Origin of the sequence: Paenibacillus rubinfantis (assembly GCF_001486505.1) — a bacterium.
GTDB classification, from domain to species: domain Bacteria; phylum Bacillota; class Bacilli; order Paenibacillales; family Paenibacillaceae; genus Fontibacillus; species Fontibacillus rubinfantis.
Genome location: NZ_LN909066.1, coordinates 410,068 through 427,980 on the forward strand (window position 1 = coordinate 410,068; position 17,913 = coordinate 427,980).

Consider the following 17,913-nt stretch of genomic DNA (forward strand, 5'->3'; position numbering starts at 1 on the left):
ATTTAGGGATGGATCAGTCCCGCCAACCGCAGCATTCGAGCAAGAACCACGGCCGCTTCCGCGCGGGTAGACGAGGCTTCGGGAGCAAACTCGCCGGCCCCGCGCCCTTTCATCAAGCCTGAATCCACCGCAGTTGCTACAGCTTCCTCAGCCCATGCGCCAATTTGGCTGCGATCCTCGAGCCCGGTTAGCGTGGAATCCGGGCTTGCTGGATGAACTTCTGCCCCCGCCAGCTTTAGGGCGCGAGCCAGCAGAACGCTCAGCTGTTCCCGAGTGATCGGTTCGTTCGGACGGAACTCTCCGTCGGCAAACCCTTCAATCAATCCGTGTTCGACTGCCGTCGATATCGCCCCTGCATACCACGCACCCGAGTTTACATCCGTGAAGCTTGCGCTTGGAGGCTGCTCCTGTCCCGGTAATCCGAGGGCGCGAACCAGCATCGCTGTAAATTGGGCTCTCGTGATCGGCATATTGGGGCTAAACTGCGTATCGGTGGTGCCTTGGATGACCGTTTTGGAGGCCAACCTCGCCACCTCGTCGGCCGCCCAGTGGCCGTTCATGTCCGTAAACGTCTTTCGGTATGAAATTGCCGTATAGAGGCCGCTTTCCTTTAACCGGAACGTGATTCGTGTCTTCCCGCCTTCCTCCTGGATCACCGCAGGCACAAACGTATAGCGGTTCACGGAAGGCAGCAGAAGAAGAACGGTAGTCGTATCGGCCGGAACGCTCTTCGTCAGCGGTGCAGCCGTGAGTTTGACCGCCGCCCCCTTAAAGGCCGGCAGGACAGTTAGGGAGTCGCCCTGCTCCCAGAAGAAGGATACCTCCAGCATTGAATCGAGCAATTCAGCCTGCTTCGGCAATAAGCTGCTCAGCTGCTGGTTTTTCTGAGTTTTTGCGGGCATCGCAAGGCGAATTTGCACACCTTCCGCCGCCCCCTGCTGCTTCAGGGATTCGCGTAGCGCCTGAACCGGCAGCTCCAGCCTCCCTAACGAAGACTGCAGGAGGATCATTCCGTCCGGCAGCTCCTTCACCACTGCTTCCAATCCCTCGATCGGCAGGTGCAGGGTGAGGACGTCGGCAGTTTCCATGATGCTGTATTGCAACTGCTGCGACGGAATCGGTTTGTCGCGAAGCTGCTTCACCTCCTCCAACATCCGCGACAAATCGACTTTGGCCTGAATGAGATGCCGCCCGTTCTCCGCGGTCTTCACAACGCTTACCCGTTCCGGCTTCGCCGGTTGGATTGGTGTGGAGGGTGAACCGCTGTTGCTGCCGCTCGGGGAACCCGGTTGGCCAGAGCCTCCATCTCCGGTAGAGGTGCGGATGATTTGCACGGAGTCACTATTCGTCTTCAGATCATCCACATACACCTCCACTTGGACGAAGTTGATCCCCGTCGTTAACGGAACGTTTACGGTAAAAGTCCCGCCGGGGGATACGGAAGCTGTCTCTCCGTTCACTTTGACAGTAGGCGTCCCCGGCCCAAGCACTTCGACCGTTCCTTCCAGCTGATAAAAGCTGTCCCGGGTCTCTCGTTGCTCATCGTCCATCAGTCCGCTTAATACCGCTGCTCGAACCTGATCGCCCACCTCATAAGCGTTCGCCACGAGCTGCCGGTTGGTTCTCGTTCCTGAAGGATCAATCGTCGAGATCACGAAGCCGCCCGGCGGAATAACGCTGTTATTCTCCTCCGGCGCTCCCCAGCTCCAATTAATCGCTTGATTCCGGTTCGCCACCCGGGTGATGGTTCCCGTGTTGTCCACGACCACCTCCACGCCAAAGTGATTCGTGCCGGTTGTCGTTCCAAAGGCGTCCGTCATCACGTTAATGTTGCCTTCCACCCGGTTCACATTGTAGTAATGACCTTCCAGGAACGTATCGGCGCTGTCGGGCAAGCTCATACCCAGTTGGTAATCCTTCACCCATTCGCGGTCCTGCAGCGCCGCTTTGGCAATCGCCCAGTTAATTTGCGAGGCGTCAAACAGCATCAGCCCGTTTGTCGTTTTTAAGCCCGCCTGGAACACCTCTCGCTGAACGGCGGGTAGCTGCACATTGTTTAACGCAATCCCCGCGTACAGCGGAATTTCTCCATTCGTCACGATGTTCCCTAGGGTAATGTACTTCTGAATTTCCTGGCTGGTCGTCTGATAGGCACCGATCATCAGGAAGTCCAGGGATTCGATATATCCGGTATCGTAGTATTCCGGCGTATAGATGGACTCGACCGGCAAGCCCAGGGAGGGATGGATACGGAAGTTTTTGCTTGCCCAATTCACCCCGTTCAGATAGTACGTCTCATACCAGGATCCAACATAGGAAGAAACCTTGATCGTTCTCCCCGTCTGGACTTCGTAGGAATCGACCAGCGACTTCACGTCGCTGAAGAAGCTCTGGATGATGCCTGACCGGAACTCCCACCAGTCTTGAATGAGCGGGCCATCGATTCTGGCGTTATTTTCATAATAGAAAATATCGTTTGGCCACTGGTTTAACGTCTTGCCGCGCTGTTGCAAAAACCGCTCGAACTTGACCCGCGTCTCCTCGCTGAAATCCGCACCTTCATTGTCGTACCGCCCACGGTCGTGCACGACGCCGTCCACATCATAGTTTTTGATGATCTCCTCAAACGTCTTGAGCTGATATTCGCGCACTTCCTCGTTCGCCGGATTCACAAACGCAACCAAGCCCTGCTTCGCGCTTTCCCGCAGCCGCTTGATCTCGCCGTTGTTTTCCGCGTAATGTACGCGTTCCTCCCAATCTAAGTGGTCATTCAACACGGCGAATTCGTTGTAGGCGATCGATCCTTCGGCAAACACATTGACGGCTGCATGAACCTCGAGTCCCAGGGCATGGCCATGGTCGATGAACTCCTGCAGCAGATCCAGATCCGGGCTGGCCCCCGCTTTCTCGGGAGCTTGGATCTCGCTGACGTACGGCCTCCCGGTCAAATCGTTTTTCTTGTAGGAGACGTACCCCTCAACGCCTTTCACATCAAACACGATGGAGGTGACTCCGCTGTCTTTGGCTTTTTGTAGAAAAGCCCGTACCTGCTCGCTGGTTTGGAACTTTTTCGCGTTGGAAGCCTGATCTACCCAAAGAATGACTTCTTTGTCCGCGTCGAGAGGGTCTCGGGCAAACACCGCCAGATCCCGCCGATCCTGCTCGATCTCGTTTTTTAATACCCTAATCTCGATATAGTTTGTGCCTTTCGTTAAGGGGTAGGTATAGTTAAAAGTTCCCTCCGCATCAAAAGGAACGGAGCTCCCATTCACCAGCAGCTGGATGGCCGCCGGATCGTCGATGTTCTCGATTACTCCCGAGATGACCGTGCTGTCCTCCGTGACCGTATACATCCGCTGATTGGTCAGCTGGAGGCGGGCGATTAAGCCGTTCCCGCTCATCAGATCCCGCACGGACACGACTTCCCCGTTCTTGCGCAGCTTGATGATATCTCCCACCTTGAAGTTCTCCGCCAGGAAACGCTTGATATAGTTGCCGGCATAACTGTTGTCTTGCGCCATCAACACGTAGCCTTCCTCCGGAATATCAAGGGGCGTCGGTCCGGACCATACGGGCGGCTGACCGTTGATCGATGGATTGATCACCTGTAAGACCCGATTGCTCGCGTCAACCTGGACCGCGACATTCGTCTGGGGAATCACGATAGAGCCGCCATAGTCTCTCGTAAACAAGGCCACGATATTCGGCACGCCCGTCACGTCTTTATCCACGTAATCGATCTTAATCCGCGGCCCATCGATATCGATCGAGATGTCCTTAGGCGCCGCCTCGACTTCAATATAATCTTGATTCTCCGACGGTTCATATGTGATCGTCAACGTCTTCTTCACGACCTCCTCCCCGGCCTGGAGCAGTTGAATCGTCACGGCGTTGGCTCCAGGGCTTAAATACACGTTCTCGCGAAAAACGCCTTCTACCGATAACTCTACCGGATCGCCATTCACCATGACGTTCAGCTCCAGTTCCACGTCATAATTCGCCACAAACCCGGCAACTTCGATGACGGGGATGTCCACGATCGTCTGGTCCTCCGTGAGGATCATCAGTTCCGGAAGTCCAGGCTCCGGAACGGGATCCGGGTTGGGTTCGGGGTCGGGGACAGGAGTGGGCTCCGGTTCGGGGTCGGGCTCCGGATCCGGCGATGTTGGAAAGAAGTCCGCCGCGGTCACTTCCACTCCCGCTCGCATCAGCTTCACCCGATCACCGGAATGATACTGCCGATAAAGGGCCTGCTTCTCATGCGACTCCTCCCAAGTGCCGTTCCCTCCGGCCAGCACGACATACCCTCCTTCCGGAATCGGGAGCATTTGCTCCGCATCCCAAGTTGTCGGAGGATCGTCTTGCGGGCCAACCACCTCCTGCACAACCCCTTCTGCATCTACGGCGACAGCAACATGCAGCTCCGGCACCCGTACCTCTGTCACTGGGCCTTCGTACGCCGCATCGGTCACGGTTGCGCCACTCGTGAATAAGGCGAGATAATTGGCTTTATCCGCAAGCGTGGCCCTCGCCATGTTAAGATCAGTGAATGTCAGTGAGGTCTCTCCGTCCTCGCTGACAAACTGCACCGGCTCTCCTCCAGTCTCACCCATGCTTGGGATGTCCTCCATCCCGGCGGCCGAGGAGACGATCGGCAACCCCGGCCAGAACAACGCCGCCAGCAAGGAGAGACAAATTAGCCCGGCCATCCGCCTCTGTAACCTACGCTTCATCAGCTTCCCCCCTTTTTAAGCGGATTGCTATTTCGTTGATTGGAACCATTCGTTCGCCGCGGCCACCATGTCGGCTCCACCTTCCGCTCTCCATTGCGCCAGGAATGGGTCGTATTGCTCGATTGGCTTCGCTCCGGAAATAAACTGCAGTACATTATCATCCAGCAGCGTCGTCAGCTTTAACAGATTTTTGGATACGGCTTCAATCGGCGGCGCGGTCGACATCGGGTCTACGACGATCAGGCCTTCCGCATTTTTCTGGAACGCTTCAAAATGGGCCTGCAGCACCGGATCCTTCCGCACGCGCGCCTGCCAATAGATCGGGTACTTCTCTTCGTCAACACCGGTCAGGAAGTTGCTGGCATTGTTTAATTGATCATTAAAGATCGGCAGAATCGGATAATATTTGTCGTCCTTCACTTCATAATGAACACCTTCCTGCCCAAGGGCGATGCCTTTAAACGTCTCCGGCTCCAGCTTCGCATTCAGGAACTCCATCGCGGCTTCTTTATTCTTTGAGGACTTCAGAATCCCGACATACCAGGTCGTATTTGCTTTGGCTCCAACGACGGCTTTCCCGTCCGGTCCCTTCAAATAAGGGATGATCGATGTCTTCGCTTCGGGGAAGTTCTTCTGGAGCGCGGCAATCGTGGATCCCGCGTTCCACCAGGCCAGCTTATACATGGCCGCATTGCCGCCGGAAAACTTCTCGATCGACTCCTGGGCGGTATTCAGCGGGGTTTCCGTATCAAGCAAACCTTCCTTGTATAACTTGTTCATGTAGGTGATGTACTCTTTCATCTCCGGCTGCTCTGCGCGGTGCACCAGTTTGCCGTCCACTTCCTTCCAATCGGTGTACACGCCAAAGGTCGTAGCGATGTCCCCATAGATGGAATCCTTGCTCATCGTCAGCGGGATTACGTTTTTCTTCTCTTTGATCGTTTTAAGCACCGTGTACAGCTCATCCCGGTTTGTCGGTATTGACAAGCCCAGCTCATCCAGCCAATCCTGCCGGACAACAAGCTCCTCGCCGATACTCACGCCCGCCCCAGTCTCAGGGATCCCGTAGATCTTCCCATCGATCGTTGCGCTGGCGAAGGACTCCGGCTTGATCGACTGTTTGATGTAGTTGCCATGGGCCTCCAGCAGCTCATCCAACGGCTCCAGCGCCCCCGCGGAAGCCAGGTTGTAGAACTGGGCCGCATTAAGCTTGGCGATGTCATAGTTTTCTTTGCTGGATACCATCAGGTTCAGCTTTTCATCGGCATTCTCCGCCGGCAGCAATTCATAGTCCACATGGAACCCCGTTTGTTCCTCAATGTATTTCGCTACGTATTCCGTTTTTGGATCAAAGAGCCCGTATTGCATGATCATCCGCAGGTTCGGCTTCTCCGTGCTCTGCCCACCCCCGTTACTTCCTTCCGTGGAGGTGTTGGTGGTGCCCCCCGAAGGATCGGCCGCAGTCGGCTCCGACGCCCCGCCTCCTCCGCCGCAGCCCGATAACGTCAATGTCAAACCTAGAATGGCGGTGAGTACCGCCGATGTTTTCTTTTTAAGAATCATAAATAACCTCCTTAATTTGCATTACGATCTAGGGGTACTACGGCAAACGGAGCGCATCACCTCCTTTAGGAACATTCCGTCTCAATCCGTCCGTTTAGCCTTTAATCGAACCAACCAATACGCCTTTGACGAAGTATTTTTGCAGGAAAGGATACACGAGGAGAATCGGAATGGTCGCGAGCAGGATCGAAGAGGCTTGGATCGACTGAGGGGTCGTATTGATAGCGGCATCAATGTTATCCTTGAGGAAATCACCGCTGGATGACACGAGAAGCTCCTTCAAATACAACTGCATCGGCTTAATGGCCGGATCGCTGATGTAAATCATGGCGGAGAAGTAATCGTTCCAGAACGCTACGGCAAAAAACAACCCGATGGTGGCAAGGACCGGAAGCGATAAGGGGAGCATCACCAACGCTAGGATCCGGATATTGCCCGCTCCATCCAATTTGGCCGATTCTTCCAACTCCTCCGGAAGGCCTTCAAAGTAATTTTTGATAATCAGCATGTTGTACACGTTCACCATCGCAGGGAGGAATAAGACGGGAAAGGTGTTGACCAAATTCAGGTTCTGCATCAGCAGATACGTTGGAATTAACCCGCCGCTGAACAACATGGTAAATACGAAGATCAGCAAAATCCCCTTTCTGCCGCGCAACCGCACCTTGGACAACGGATAGGCCGTCAGTGTGGTTAGAAATAGGCTGCACGCCGTCCCTACCACGGTCAAGCCGATCGATACTTTTAGCGAGTTCAGGAACATGGAGTCTTGAAGTACATATTGATACGTCTCGAATTGGATGCCAACCGGGAGCAGCCCCACCTTGCCGGAGATTACGGCACTTTCGCTGCTTAAGGACTTGGCGAGCAAGTTTACGAAAGGAAGTAGTGTCGTTAACCCCAACAGAACAAAGAACACATAATTAAAAACGGTAAAGCATTTTTCGGATAACGAGGTTTTGATCGTATTGCGCGGCGCGCGGTGTACTCCTAGCAACGTTTGATTCGGATCCATGATGATGTTTCTCCCCCTTTCCTTTCCCTTCCCTTGCTACCAAATTCCGCGTTGCAAATATTTGCGGCTCGCCGCGTTGCCGGCGATTACTAACGTAAAGGAGATTACCGCTTCAAAAAGCCCCACCGCCGTGGAAAAACTGTAATCCTGACTGCCGAGCCCTCTGCGGTACACAAATGTGCCGATGACATCCGACACCTGGTAGACCACCGGATTGTACATGACCAGAATCTGTTCGGTGCCGGCTTCCAGCACGCTGCCCAGCCGCAAAATAAACATCAGGATAATGATCGGCGCGATCCCCGGCAGGGTAATATGCCACAATTGCTTCCATCTCCCGGCTCCGTCCATTCTTGCCGCTTCATAGAGCATCGGATCGATCGTGGTAAACGCCGCGAGGTAAACGATCGTACTCCATCCGATCTCCTTCCAGCCCGCCGAAGTGATGAGCACACTTCGAAATACGCTGTTGTCCAGAAAGAAAGCGATCGGCTCCATCCCCATCGCGGTTAACGCCTTGTTGACGATCCCGCCGTTCGTAGACAACAGATCCATAAATAACCCGCCAACAATGACCCAGGACAGGAAGTGCGGGAGATATATCACGGTTTGCACCGTCCGCTTAAAGATCATATTCCGCATCTCATTTAGCATCAGCGCGATCACAATGGGTAAAGGAAACAAGATGACGATTTTTAGGAAGCTGATGATGACGGTATTCTTAAACACTTGGGCAAAATCCGGCGACGTAAACAGCTTCTCGAAATGCTTCCATCCCACCCATGGGCTGTCCGCATAACCGCTGAAAATATTAAAATCCTTAAAGGCAATGGTGATTCCGTACATCGGTGTGTACTTGAACAGTAAAATAAACAAAATGCCCGGCACGAGCAGCAGATAAAGGTCCCATTCCTTTCGGATGTCGAGTCCTAACCGGCTCCAATAGCTGCGTTTGGGTTTGGTCGTTTGGAGTTTGACCGAATCCAACTCGGGTCCGATCTTCATTGACATCAGCTTGCCCCCTTTCTCTTCCCATCGTCCGCTTGTTAATCCATTGTAAAATCGGCCTGGCGGGCTGAGTAGGCGAGATCAATTACTATTTGTGGTAATCTGATGGTATCTCCCGACCTCTTGGGGCAAAAAAGAAGAAGCCTTGCGGCTTCTGGGGAACGCATACTCTCACCTCACTGTGCTCGTTGTTCGTTGTTCGTTGCTCGATGCTCGTTGCTTGATGCTCGTTATTCGTTGCTCGTTGCTCGTTGTGTTGTTCGTTGCTCGATGCTCGTTGCTTGATGCTCGTTGTTCGTTGCTTGATGCTCGTTGTTCGTTGCTCGTTGCTTGATGCTCGTTGCTCGTTGCTCGAATGCTCGCTAACGCTTGCCCTGGCGCTTATTTCGCAAAAATCGCGGGTTTTCAGATTCTAACGCTTGCCACAGAGCTTATTCGAGGGAAAATGGGTAGGTTTTCGCCGAAAATCAGGAAATAAGCTCTCTGATCAGCGTTAGATTGAAAAACACATCGTAATCCGACATATAGCGTTGCTCACAAGCGTTAGACTAAGTTACTCTACTGTCGATGACCCCACACACCAGCATCTCGCACCAGTTCCAGGGGTGGCATCAGATACCCGCGTCGAGCATCCCGCACCAGCACTCACTTGCCCTCAGGCCACCCCCATCATGCAGCCAAAAACGCGCGCCGGGAGTAGCACACATTAGGACGCATGCTGAAGCATCCTCTCACACCCGTACCCCTTCCTCGCTAACGCTTGCCCTGGCGCTTATTTCGCAAAAATCGCGGGAGTTCAGATTCTAACGCTTGCCACAGAGCTTATTCGAGGGAAAACGGGTAGGTTTCCGCCGAAAATCAGGAAATAAGCTCTCTCATCAGCGTTAGATTGAAAAACACATCGTAATCCGCCATATAGCGTTGCTCACAAGCGTTAGACTAAGTTACTCTACTTTCGATGACTCCACACACCAGCATCTCGCACCAGCTCTCAGGGGCAGCTTCAGGACACACGTCGAGCATTTCGCGCAATCTCCCAGGGCCTGCATTAGGCACCCACGTCGAGCATCCCGCACCAACTCCCAGGGGCAGCATCAGGCATCCGCACCCATCAACCTGCCCCCCACCCAAGGTAGGCAACCAACCCTAAGACTAGGCCGAGCCTATTGCCGAGCCTATTGCCAAACCTAGGCCAACCTAAGCTCCCCTACCCCTTACACTCCCCGGGATTCACTCCCCAGTACTTGCGGAAGACCTTGGTGAAGTAACTGACATCCCGGTAACCTACCGAACGGGCGGCGTCATAAACCTTGCTTCCTTCCTGAAGCAAGGTTTTGGCTCGCGCCATCTTGCGTTCAAGCACATAATCCGAGAAGGCCACCCCCATCTCCTGCTTAAATAACCGGCTCAGGTAGGAGGAGTTGATATACATGCGATCCGCCACCGTATGCAGCGTCAACTCATGATCCATCTCCTCGTTCAGCAAACGGAGGACCTCCTTGACCACTTGGTGGCTGTTCGCTTTCCTCTGTTCCCTCACGTAGGCGACGATCCGTTGCACGATTCTCGTCAGAAGCGCCTGGGTTTGCGTTTGAGTGCTGAGCAAACTCACGTTCTGGATATACTTCGCCTCGTCGCCAAGCACCTGCTTGATCGTCCATCCCCGCTTGTGAATCATTCGGGTAAACAAGCCGTGCACAAAAAGAACCGCTTCATGGAAGTCATCTGAGGACTCCACGTCCAAAACCAGCCCGCCCCATATCCCCTGCAAAGCCGCCATCGCTATGGCCTCATCCGCGGTCTCCATTCCGATCTCCAGCTCGTTCTCCAGGTTCGGTGGAATCGTAAAGGGCCGGGCGCTCTCCCCGCCCGTTTCCCGGTACGGGATGACGAGGTCATGCCCGTACACGACACGCTCCTGCAGGGCACGGCAAGCCTGCCGATATAACGAATCCAGGCGCTCCAACGGGCCTGCCCCCGCGCTAAGGCCGGCGCTGGCGGTCCGATGAAGCATTTCTTTGATTCGGGAAAGCAATTGCGACAAGTCCGCATTCATGCGCAGTAACGCCTCGCTCGCTTCCGCCTCAGGGCTGCTGATCACATAGACCATCATCAGATTCATATCCGAGTTGGCAGCAATCCACCAAGTTGGAGGGGTTAGCAGTTCCTTTGCCAATAACTGCAGCGTAAACTTCTGAATCTCCGCGTTTTCTCCATCATCCGGGAAAGGATCCAATTCCACCGCCGCCACCGCGATCCGGTCCTCCTGCCGCAGCGGAACATGCAATTCTTTGCTTTTGGCCAGGATCTCCTCCCGTCCCATCTTCCCACCAGCCCACTGAAGGAGAAACAGGTTCTGCAAATGCGGCAAATTGGACAACCACTGCTTCTCTAGGGCTGCCTGCCGCCGCCATTGCTCCAGATCCAGCTGCAGCTGGCGGCGTGCTTCCAACACAGCTTCCAAAATCTCCGCCTCACCCGCCGGCTTGAGCAAATACCGCGAAACCCCGTGTTTCAGCGCCGTCTGAGCAAATTCGAAATTGTCGTGCCCGCTTAAAATAATGATTTTCAGCAATCGGTTGAGGAATCCACGCTCTTGAAGCTCCCGCAATAACTCCAACCCGTCCATGCCCGGCATTTGCACGTCGATCAGCATGAGGTCCGGCTTTTTCCGCTCCATGAGCTTTAGGGCTTCCAAACCGTTCACTGCGGTGCCAATCATGTCGATGCCGTGCGACTCCCACATGATGTTATAGGCGAGTGCCTGGCGCAGCCGAGGCTCGTCCTCCACGATCATCAGATTCATCCCGTTCCTCCTCCTTTAATGGAATCGATAACGTCACCGCCGTTCCCTCTCCCGGAGTGCTTTGCACAGTCAGCTGTGCTTCCGATCCGTAATACAACTTCATCCGGCTTAATACATTCCGCAGGCCAAATAAATCCTTCACTTGTTCTTCATCCTGCGAATAGGCCACGATCTTGCGGAGATCCATCCGGTCAAGCTCCTGTTGAATGTAGTGCAGCCGTTCTTCCTCCATCCCCGGTCCATTATCCTCCACGCGGATCAACACCGTTTGTTCCGGTTCAATCCAACTGGAAATGACCAGACGACCGTCCGCTTCTTTTCCCTCCATACCATGGATGATCGCATTCTCAACGATCGGCTGAAGCAGCAGCTTAAGCAATGGAATCCGCTTGCTCTGCTCCGAGATTTGATATTCCACACGAAAATTATCCATAAAGCGAAGCTGCTGAATCCGTAAATAATAGTTCAAGTGAATGATGCTTTCTTCGATCGTAAACTCCTGCCGGCCCTTGTTTAGACTTAACCTGAAAAAGCTGGAGAGGTTCATCACCATCTCGCTGATTTCCTCTGCATCGTAATTTTTGGCCATCCAATAGATCGAATCCAACGTGTTATATAAAAAATGCGGGTTAATCTGGGATTGCAAAAATCGCAGCTCCGTCGTCTTCAACCGCAGTTGCTGCTCATAATGGTCCTCGATCAAATGCTTCTGCACCAAGGCCATGCGATTAAAGGATTGAATCAAGAAACCAAACTCATCTTTTCGTTTCGTGCTGACATGAGTGCTGAGTTCCCCTTTGCTTAACCGTCTCATCCCTTTGGCCAATTTCAGGACAGGGGAGGCAATCCCGCTGTACACCACCCAGGAAACGATAAGTGCCAGGAGTAAGCTCAATCCGATAATCGAAAAAGTAAACAGCCGCAATTGATCCGTCTCCAGGTACAGCTCGCTTTTGGGTTGGATTAACGTCAGCTGCCAAGTCGAATAAGAGGAATCGATCGTGACGGTCATATCCTGGTCCGGGAGATGCAGGGCCGAAGGCTTCCCGACCTCCAGCAGCACTTCCCCCCGTTCATTCGACAAAGCAATCCGGCTGTTTTCGGAGGGCAGCAGCGTTTTGATAATGTTCAATAATTTATTCTTGCTAAACGACACAACCAGTAAATTGGCTTGCCGATCGCTGTTATACAGATCCATCGCCCGCAACAGCGAGATGCTGTCGGAGTTCGTCAATTGTCCAAAGGTCACCCCGTCCGTAACCGCATAGTCGGCCTTCACGTAAGAGATGCCTGTCCCGTTATGGCGGGCGGTCTCCACGAACCATTCCTTCTGCGCATCCCCCGCCAGTTGCTTGCCCCCGTAATGGGTAGAGATCAACATGCCCGAGGCGGTATGGTAGACAGAAATTTGCGAGATATACCGGTTCACCGAGACCGAATTCGACAGCTGTTCCAAAATATAAGAGAAAGCCAGGATCGATTGCGGCGAGAAATCGCTGCCGTTCTCATTCAGCAGCGCATTCATGGAAGGATCGCCGGCGATCAGCGTCGAAATCTCCTCGACGTTCTGAAAGACTAAATCCAAATGATTCATCGCTGAAGACAACGCCGTTTCGGTTCGCTGCACCGCCTGATCATAGAGGATATCCCGCGACCTCTCCACCGCAAACAAGCTGATCAAAACCAACGGGAGCAAAATAAGAATAAAATATCCGGTCAGCCGGAATTGAATATGGTGCGAAAACCGGTTGATGATCCATCGAATCACCGTTCTCCCCCTTCCAAGCACGCAGCTTACCTTATCTTCTGCTCTCGTACCAGCGATTCACTTCCTTCGTAATTTCACTCCCTCCTTCCGCTTTCCAACGCTCGGCATACCGGTCGAACGCTTCCAGCGGTTCAATGCCTAAAATGATTTTGACAAAGACATCCTCCAATCGATTAAGATTATCGTTGTATTTCCCCATCGCCGGTGTCGGAATCCCGTAAAACGCGTTGGGCATAATATGGCGCTGGATGATTTGGATATTGTTATACAAGTTAAAATCTCCCAAAGAATCGAGCCGTTGCTTAAATAATGTCTCATCGGGAACGTCCACCAAGGACTGATAAATCCCCCGGTACAAGCTCTCATCATGCAGGGCAAAATCCGTAACGATTCGATCTCCATCCCGCCGCCAAATTTCATTCTCAAAGCCTAGCTTCAGCGTCTTATAATCGCTGGCGATAAAATCCAGCAGCTGAATCACCTCTGCGGCATGGGGGGAATCGGCGGGGATAACGTTGTAGCCTCGAATGAGGTCGATGCTGTATACGCCCTTGTCTCCATGGGGCCCTATCGGATATTCCAAGGGAATCCAGCGGGCACTTGGATCCCGCTTCATGTTGGCGGCAATCGGGCCGCGCGTATCGTACCACGTGGCCGAGAAGAGCCCCACTTTCCCGTATTCGATTTTCTCGAACAAATTCGTCTGAAGGTTTAGCGGAAACTCCCGTTCCAGCAAACCTTCCTGGTACAGCCCGGCCAAGAAGCCCAGCGCCTCCCTGGTTTCCGGCAGGATATTGCCATAGACTAATCCTCCATCCCGTTCAAACCAGGTGTCCAGCTGCGTCCCGAAGGCTCCAAAGAACGGGGAGGACCGCCCAAGGTCCGCCGTAAACGTCAACCCCACGGTATCTGGCAGGCCGTTGCCGTCCGGATCGTCCCGAGTGAAGGCTCGTATGACTTCGTAGTATTCATCCAGCGTTTCCGGTGGGTCCAGGCCCAGCCGGTCCAGCCAATCTTTTCTCGCATATATCAATTCGATACCCGTCACTTCGTTTAAGCTGGGCACGGCATAAATTTTACCGCCGTATTTCACTCTATCCCAAACTTCAGGGGGGATCTTCGCTTTCAGGTGGGGACCGTATCGGTCGATCAGATCATCTAAGGGGAGCAGCGCCCCTTGCTTGACGTAATTGTCGAACCAGACGGGTTCGTAAGCGTGCAGCAGGTCGGGGAGATTTCCCGAGGACATAATCACATCCAGCTTCTCGTCGTAAACCTCGGTGGGAGGGGTGTTGACCTGAATGTCCAGCCCGGTCTGCTCTTCAATGTAGTTCAAATAGCGGTTGTCATTCTCGTCCATCCCTTCGGGAAAGGTCATGCCTAGATTAGAGATGACGATACTGACTTGAGGACGAGTCCGTTCGCCGGCAGGTAGCGGCTGATCGGCATAGCCGGGCAGGCTGCAGCCCGTCCCCCCCGAAGCCATCCCCAGCAGCAGTACCGAAAAAGGAAGCAGCCTCATGTTCCTGCGGAACAGAACATCCCGGATTCTCGTTAATTTCGGAAGGCATCTGGATGTATCCGCCTTGGTTCTCGTCATGCGTCCCTACCACTCCCTCCAAATCTAACGGGTTGTATTAGCCGACCTGCAGAGCGGGTCTTGCTTAACCCAAATTATACCTAGCTTGATCCAGGGAGTTTGTCGAACGCTGATGGCTATGATTTTGAAAAAATTTACTGTCGCCAGAAGGTCCTGTCCATTTCGGGGAACTCGCCGGAGGGGATTACATGGTGTTCAAAATCAAGCACACCGCTCAGGCCATGCAGCAAGCATGGGCCGAGCTGGTGCCGTTGCTTCATGCCAGGGGATAGCAAATGGAGGACAAACCGATCCTGGAACGATATAGCGGTGAAATGATCGCGAACGAAGTTTGCGAAATTTGCGTGCCGATTCAAGGATTCAATTAAGACAGACCCACCTCAACCCGGTCGTGAAATTTAGGGATGGTCGGGTTGAGGAAATAACCCCCTGCCGATCAAATTGGCCGTCACCGGCTTCTTCCCGATTTCCCGCGCCCATACGGAGAATTGACCGATATGATGGATCTCGTGGGCGATCACATGCCGCATCACTTCGCCGTAAGTGTGGGCTTCCCGTTCCCCATCGTCCGTGATGTCGATCATGATACGGTCTTCCAAAAGATCTGACCACTCATACACAAACGGGGCCACTTCCGCATGACAACGGTCAGAGAAATCCCGAATCTGACGTAAGCTGGCGAACTCTGCAAATGAAGGAATATCAACGGCTTTCCCTTGAATGCCGCCGCAGATCCAGCCATACTCGACAGCCACGATGTGATGAAGCGTTGGAAGGATGGAGCCTAGTCCGCCAACGCGTTTTTTCATCAGTTCCTCCTCGCTCACCAACTCGCACCAGTCGAACCAATCCCGCCGTACCTGCCAGTTATACTCGAATAATTTTAACATCCCTTCTCCTCCTTCAACTCACGAGGGGATCACCTCTAGCTTCTCATCCTTAGAATTAGACAGCCCCTGCCATTTTTCCTTTCTAGAACCCTACTCGAAGGGGAACGGTACAAGCCCTCTTTTTCGGATGATTTACGGAAGTATTCACTTATTTGTAAAGCGTTTACAATGGTAAAAAATGTATCACCATTTCAAAGAAGGAAGTGAGGAGATCCTGATGTTTGAGTTGTTTGCAAAGCGAAAAGTCGGATTCGTTAAGCTGTTCGCTGCCCTTTGCATCGCTTCTCTACTTCCGCTTTACCCGCTCGGCACCCTCCCAACGGTCTCAGCTGCTTCCCTCGTAACGATCGATACCCCCGCCCACGGAGATGAAGTGGAGGTAGGAACGCTAACCGTGTCAGGTCAATACACCGAGGCGTACAACATCGTCCTGATCGTCAATGGCACGGAACAATTACCGACCCAGACGGTCAGCGAGCATGGCGAAGCCTCCGGCGTTTGGGTTGCCGAGGTGGATACCAGCCGGTATGACGGCGAAATCACGCTGCTGGCCAGAGGAACGCAAAGTACAACTCGCTATGGAGTGTCTAGTCCGCCGATTCGCATTCACGTGGATAATCCCCAAGTAACGAAACCCGTTGTTTCCATTCGCAGTCCACACGATGGAGCAGAGCTCAAAGGAAAATCGACCCCCATCCAAATTTCCGTCGACTCCAGAAATCGCATCCTGTCCGTCGAGGTCCGAATCAACGGCGGGGCCTGGCAGAAGGCCGCGAAGTCCGGAAAGCTCTATAAATATAACTGGAATACCAAAGGCCTCGGCAACAAGACCTCCAGTCTGGAAGCTAGGGCAACCGATGAGTACGGCAATATCGGCCGCAGCATGACCGTATACGCCTCAACAGGAACAGGAACCCACGAACCTATCACGCTTGAAAGACAGGATCGGGCCATGTGGATTTGGGAGAAAGCCGCCTATAATCTGTTTCTAAACCCCGGCTCCCGAGCCGCGCTCCAAGCTTTTGCCGACGACACGGCTACCTTTGATTCCGACCCGATCACGACCTTCTATATCGGCGTGTTCCCTTATGGCGGAGTGGATATCCTTGAAGAGGCCCCCGACAAAGTGCGCGATTTTGTGAGCTGGGCGCATGACAACGGCTACCAGGTTCACGCCTGCATCGCTGGCGGCACGACGCCGCCCTACATGGGAGCGTTAGCACCTTATCATGAGTATGCCGTTCGGGAAATCGAAAAGGTTATCAACTACAATATCGCTGCTGCGCCAAATGAGCGATTTGATGGCGTCAACGTAGATATTGAACCGTACATCCTGCCAGAGTTTAATGCGGAGAAACCTTCCGTTCAACTGCAATACCTCGATGTGCTGCAAAAAATGATCGATCGCCGGAACACCGCCGGCATTGACCTGCCCTTCGGCCCGGCCATTCCCCGCTGGTTCGACAGCAGCGACGGCGCCAAGGAGATTACGTGGAACGGGCAAACCAAATGGTTATCCGAGCATGTTCAAGATCTCAGCGATTATATCTCGATTATGGATTATCGCGACGTGGCGGACGGCGGCGTCGGCATCATCGCCCAAGCGCAAGGCGAACTGAGCTACGCTAATGCCATCGGCAAGCCAAATTCGGTGGTGGTTGGCGTGGAGACGCTGGATATCGCGAGCAGCGGCGATCCGGAAACGATCACGTTCCGCGAAGAAGGGCGCATGTATATGGAGGCCGAACTGGATAAGGTGTATGCCTCGTTCCAGGGGGATCCGGCGTTCGCCGGCATCGCCATGCATCATTACGACTCGATCCGCTGGTTGCCTTCAACCTGGGGGCCGGACGGCCACCTTTGGCGTGTGGATCCGGCGGATACGGAACCGCCTTCTGCCCTGCCCGGTCCTCCGCTGGCCAGCACAGCCGGCTTTCAGTCGGTGGAATTAAGCTACGGGCGGGCGACGGACAATTCCGACATCGAGCACTATTTGATCTATCGCGGCACGGAACCGGAATTTCCGCCGGATGAGGCCCATGTGGCTGGGAGCTCCCGAAATTTGACGTATACGGACACCGGCTTGCTCCCGAACACAACCTACTACTATAAAGTTGCGGCCATGGACATCAGCGGCAATATCGGGCCAGCCACCTCGTCGGCGGCCTCCGCCACGACGGCGACCTCTTCCACCTATGTGCGGCCGCTGATCGTCAGCGAGATGAATGTAACCTTTAACGGCACGCGTGCCGAAGTCCGTTTGGAAATCATCGATCTGGAAACCGGCCAAGGCGTTCCAGCCGCCGTATACGGTCGATTCACGCAAAGCGGGGGCCGGTACATCGAAATGGTAACCAACGCGGACGGTATTGCCAGCGGTTCGTCCGAGGCGCTGTCCTTCCCGTCCGGCGAAGTCGGGTTCCTGCCGCAACGGATCGTGGCTCCCGGTTACTACTGGGCTTCCGCCTATGATATAAGACGGCATATTACCGCCGTTTGGCCGCAGCGCTAGTCTCGCAGAAGCGGTCTC

General features: G+C 53.8%; 9 protein-coding genes. 1 reads left to right on the top strand and 8 read right to left on the bottom strand.

The features are described from left to right. Positions 1-2 precede the first annotated feature (2 nt). The 8 genes from BN3277_RS19485 to BN3277_RS19520 all read right to left on the bottom strand — a co-directional run bounded on the left by BN3277_RS19485 (position 3) and on the right by BN3277_RS19520 (position 15,383). The gene (locus tag BN3277_RS19485) at positions 3-4,733 is read right to left on the bottom strand and encodes an S-layer homology domain-containing protein (RefSeq protein WP_059045592.1); all 4,731 of its coding nucleotides are present in this window, start codon (positions 4,731-4,733) and stop codon (positions 3-5) included. Between the two features lie 27 nt (positions 4,734-4,760). Beyond that, the gene (locus BN3277_RS19490; RefSeq protein ID WP_232436472.1) at positions 4,761-6,296 is read right to left on the bottom strand and encodes an extracellular solute-binding protein; all 1,536 of its coding nucleotides are present in this window, start codon (positions 6,294-6,296) and stop codon (positions 4,761-4,763) included. A 94-nt stretch (positions 6,297-6,390) separates the two neighbouring features. After that, entirely contained in the window at positions 6,391-7,311 is a 921-nt protein-coding gene (locus tag BN3277_RS19495; RefSeq protein WP_059045594.1) for a carbohydrate ABC transporter permease, read from the bottom strand. 36 nt (positions 7,312-7,347) lie between these two features. Then, a complete protein-coding gene (locus BN3277_RS19500) occupies positions 7,348-8,316 on the bottom strand; it encodes an ABC transporter permease (RefSeq protein WP_059047340.1) in 969 nt (322 codons plus the stop codon). Between the two features lie 1,210 nt (positions 8,317-9,526). Next, entirely contained in the window at positions 9,527-11,125 is a 1,599-nt protein-coding gene (locus tag BN3277_RS19505) for a response regulator (RefSeq protein WP_059045596.1), read from the bottom strand. Then, positions 11,070-12,893 carry a cache domain-containing sensor histidine kinase gene (locus BN3277_RS19510; RefSeq protein ID WP_059045597.1) on the bottom strand — a complete coding sequence of 608 codons (1,824 nt, stop codon included), beginning with the start codon at positions 12,891-12,893 and terminating at the stop codon, positions 11,070-11,072. The genes BN3277_RS19505 and BN3277_RS19510 overlap by 56 nt, the downstream gene beginning before the upstream one ends. A 31-nt stretch (positions 12,894-12,924) precedes the next feature. Continuing rightward, the gene (locus tag BN3277_RS19515; protein ID WP_082691530.1) at positions 12,925-14,493 is read right to left on the bottom strand and encodes an extracellular solute-binding protein; all 1,569 of its coding nucleotides are present in this window, start codon (positions 14,491-14,493) and stop codon (positions 12,925-12,927) included. 398 nt (positions 14,494-14,891) lie between these two features. Further along, positions 14,892-15,383 carry a DinB family protein gene (locus tag BN3277_RS19520; protein ID WP_059045599.1) on the bottom strand — a complete coding sequence of 164 codons (492 nt, stop codon included), beginning with the start codon at positions 15,381-15,383 and terminating at the stop codon, positions 14,892-14,894. A 217-nt stretch (positions 15,384-15,600) separates the two neighbouring features. Here BN3277_RS19520 and BN3277_RS19525 point away from each other — a divergent pair, with 217 nt between their 5' ends. After that, complete coding sequence (locus BN3277_RS19525; protein WP_089153379.1) at positions 15,601-17,895, top strand: Ig-like domain-containing protein; 2,295 nt, start codon at positions 15,601-15,603, stop codon at positions 17,893-17,895. Positions 17,896-17,913 lie beyond the last annotated feature (18 nt).

Excerpts from the sequence above, each read along its gene's own strand:
- BN3277_RS19485 (WP_059045592.1), bottom strand. The coding sequence starts at position 4,733 with ATGAAGCGTAGGTTACAGAGGCGGATGGCCGGGCTAATTTGTCTCTCC.
- BN3277_RS19490 (WP_232436472.1), bottom strand. The coding sequence starts at position 6,296 with ATGATTCTTAAAAAGAAAACATCGGCGGTACTCACCGCCATTCTAGGT.
- BN3277_RS19495 (WP_059045594.1), bottom strand. The coding sequence starts at position 7,311 with ATGGATCCGAATCAAACGTTGCTAGGAGTACACCGCGCGCCGCGCAAT.
- BN3277_RS19500 (WP_059047340.1), bottom strand. The coding sequence starts at position 8,316 with ATGAAGATCGGACCCGAGTTGGATTCGGTCAAACTCCAAACGACCAAA.
- BN3277_RS19505 (WP_059045596.1), bottom strand. The coding sequence starts at position 11,125 with ATGAATCTGATGATCGTGGAGGACGAGCCTCGGCTGCGCCAGGCACTC.
- BN3277_RS19515 (WP_082691530.1), bottom strand. The coding sequence starts at position 14,493 with ATGACGAGAACCAAGGCGGATACATCCAGATGCCTTCCGAAATTAACG.
- BN3277_RS19520 (WP_059045599.1), bottom strand. The coding sequence starts at position 15,383 with ATGTTAAAATTATTCGAGTATAACTGGCAGGTACGGCGGGATTGGTTC.
- BN3277_RS19525 (WP_089153379.1), top strand. The coding sequence starts at position 15,601 with ATGTTTGAGTTGTTTGCAAAGCGAAAAGTCGGATTCGTTAAGCTGTTC.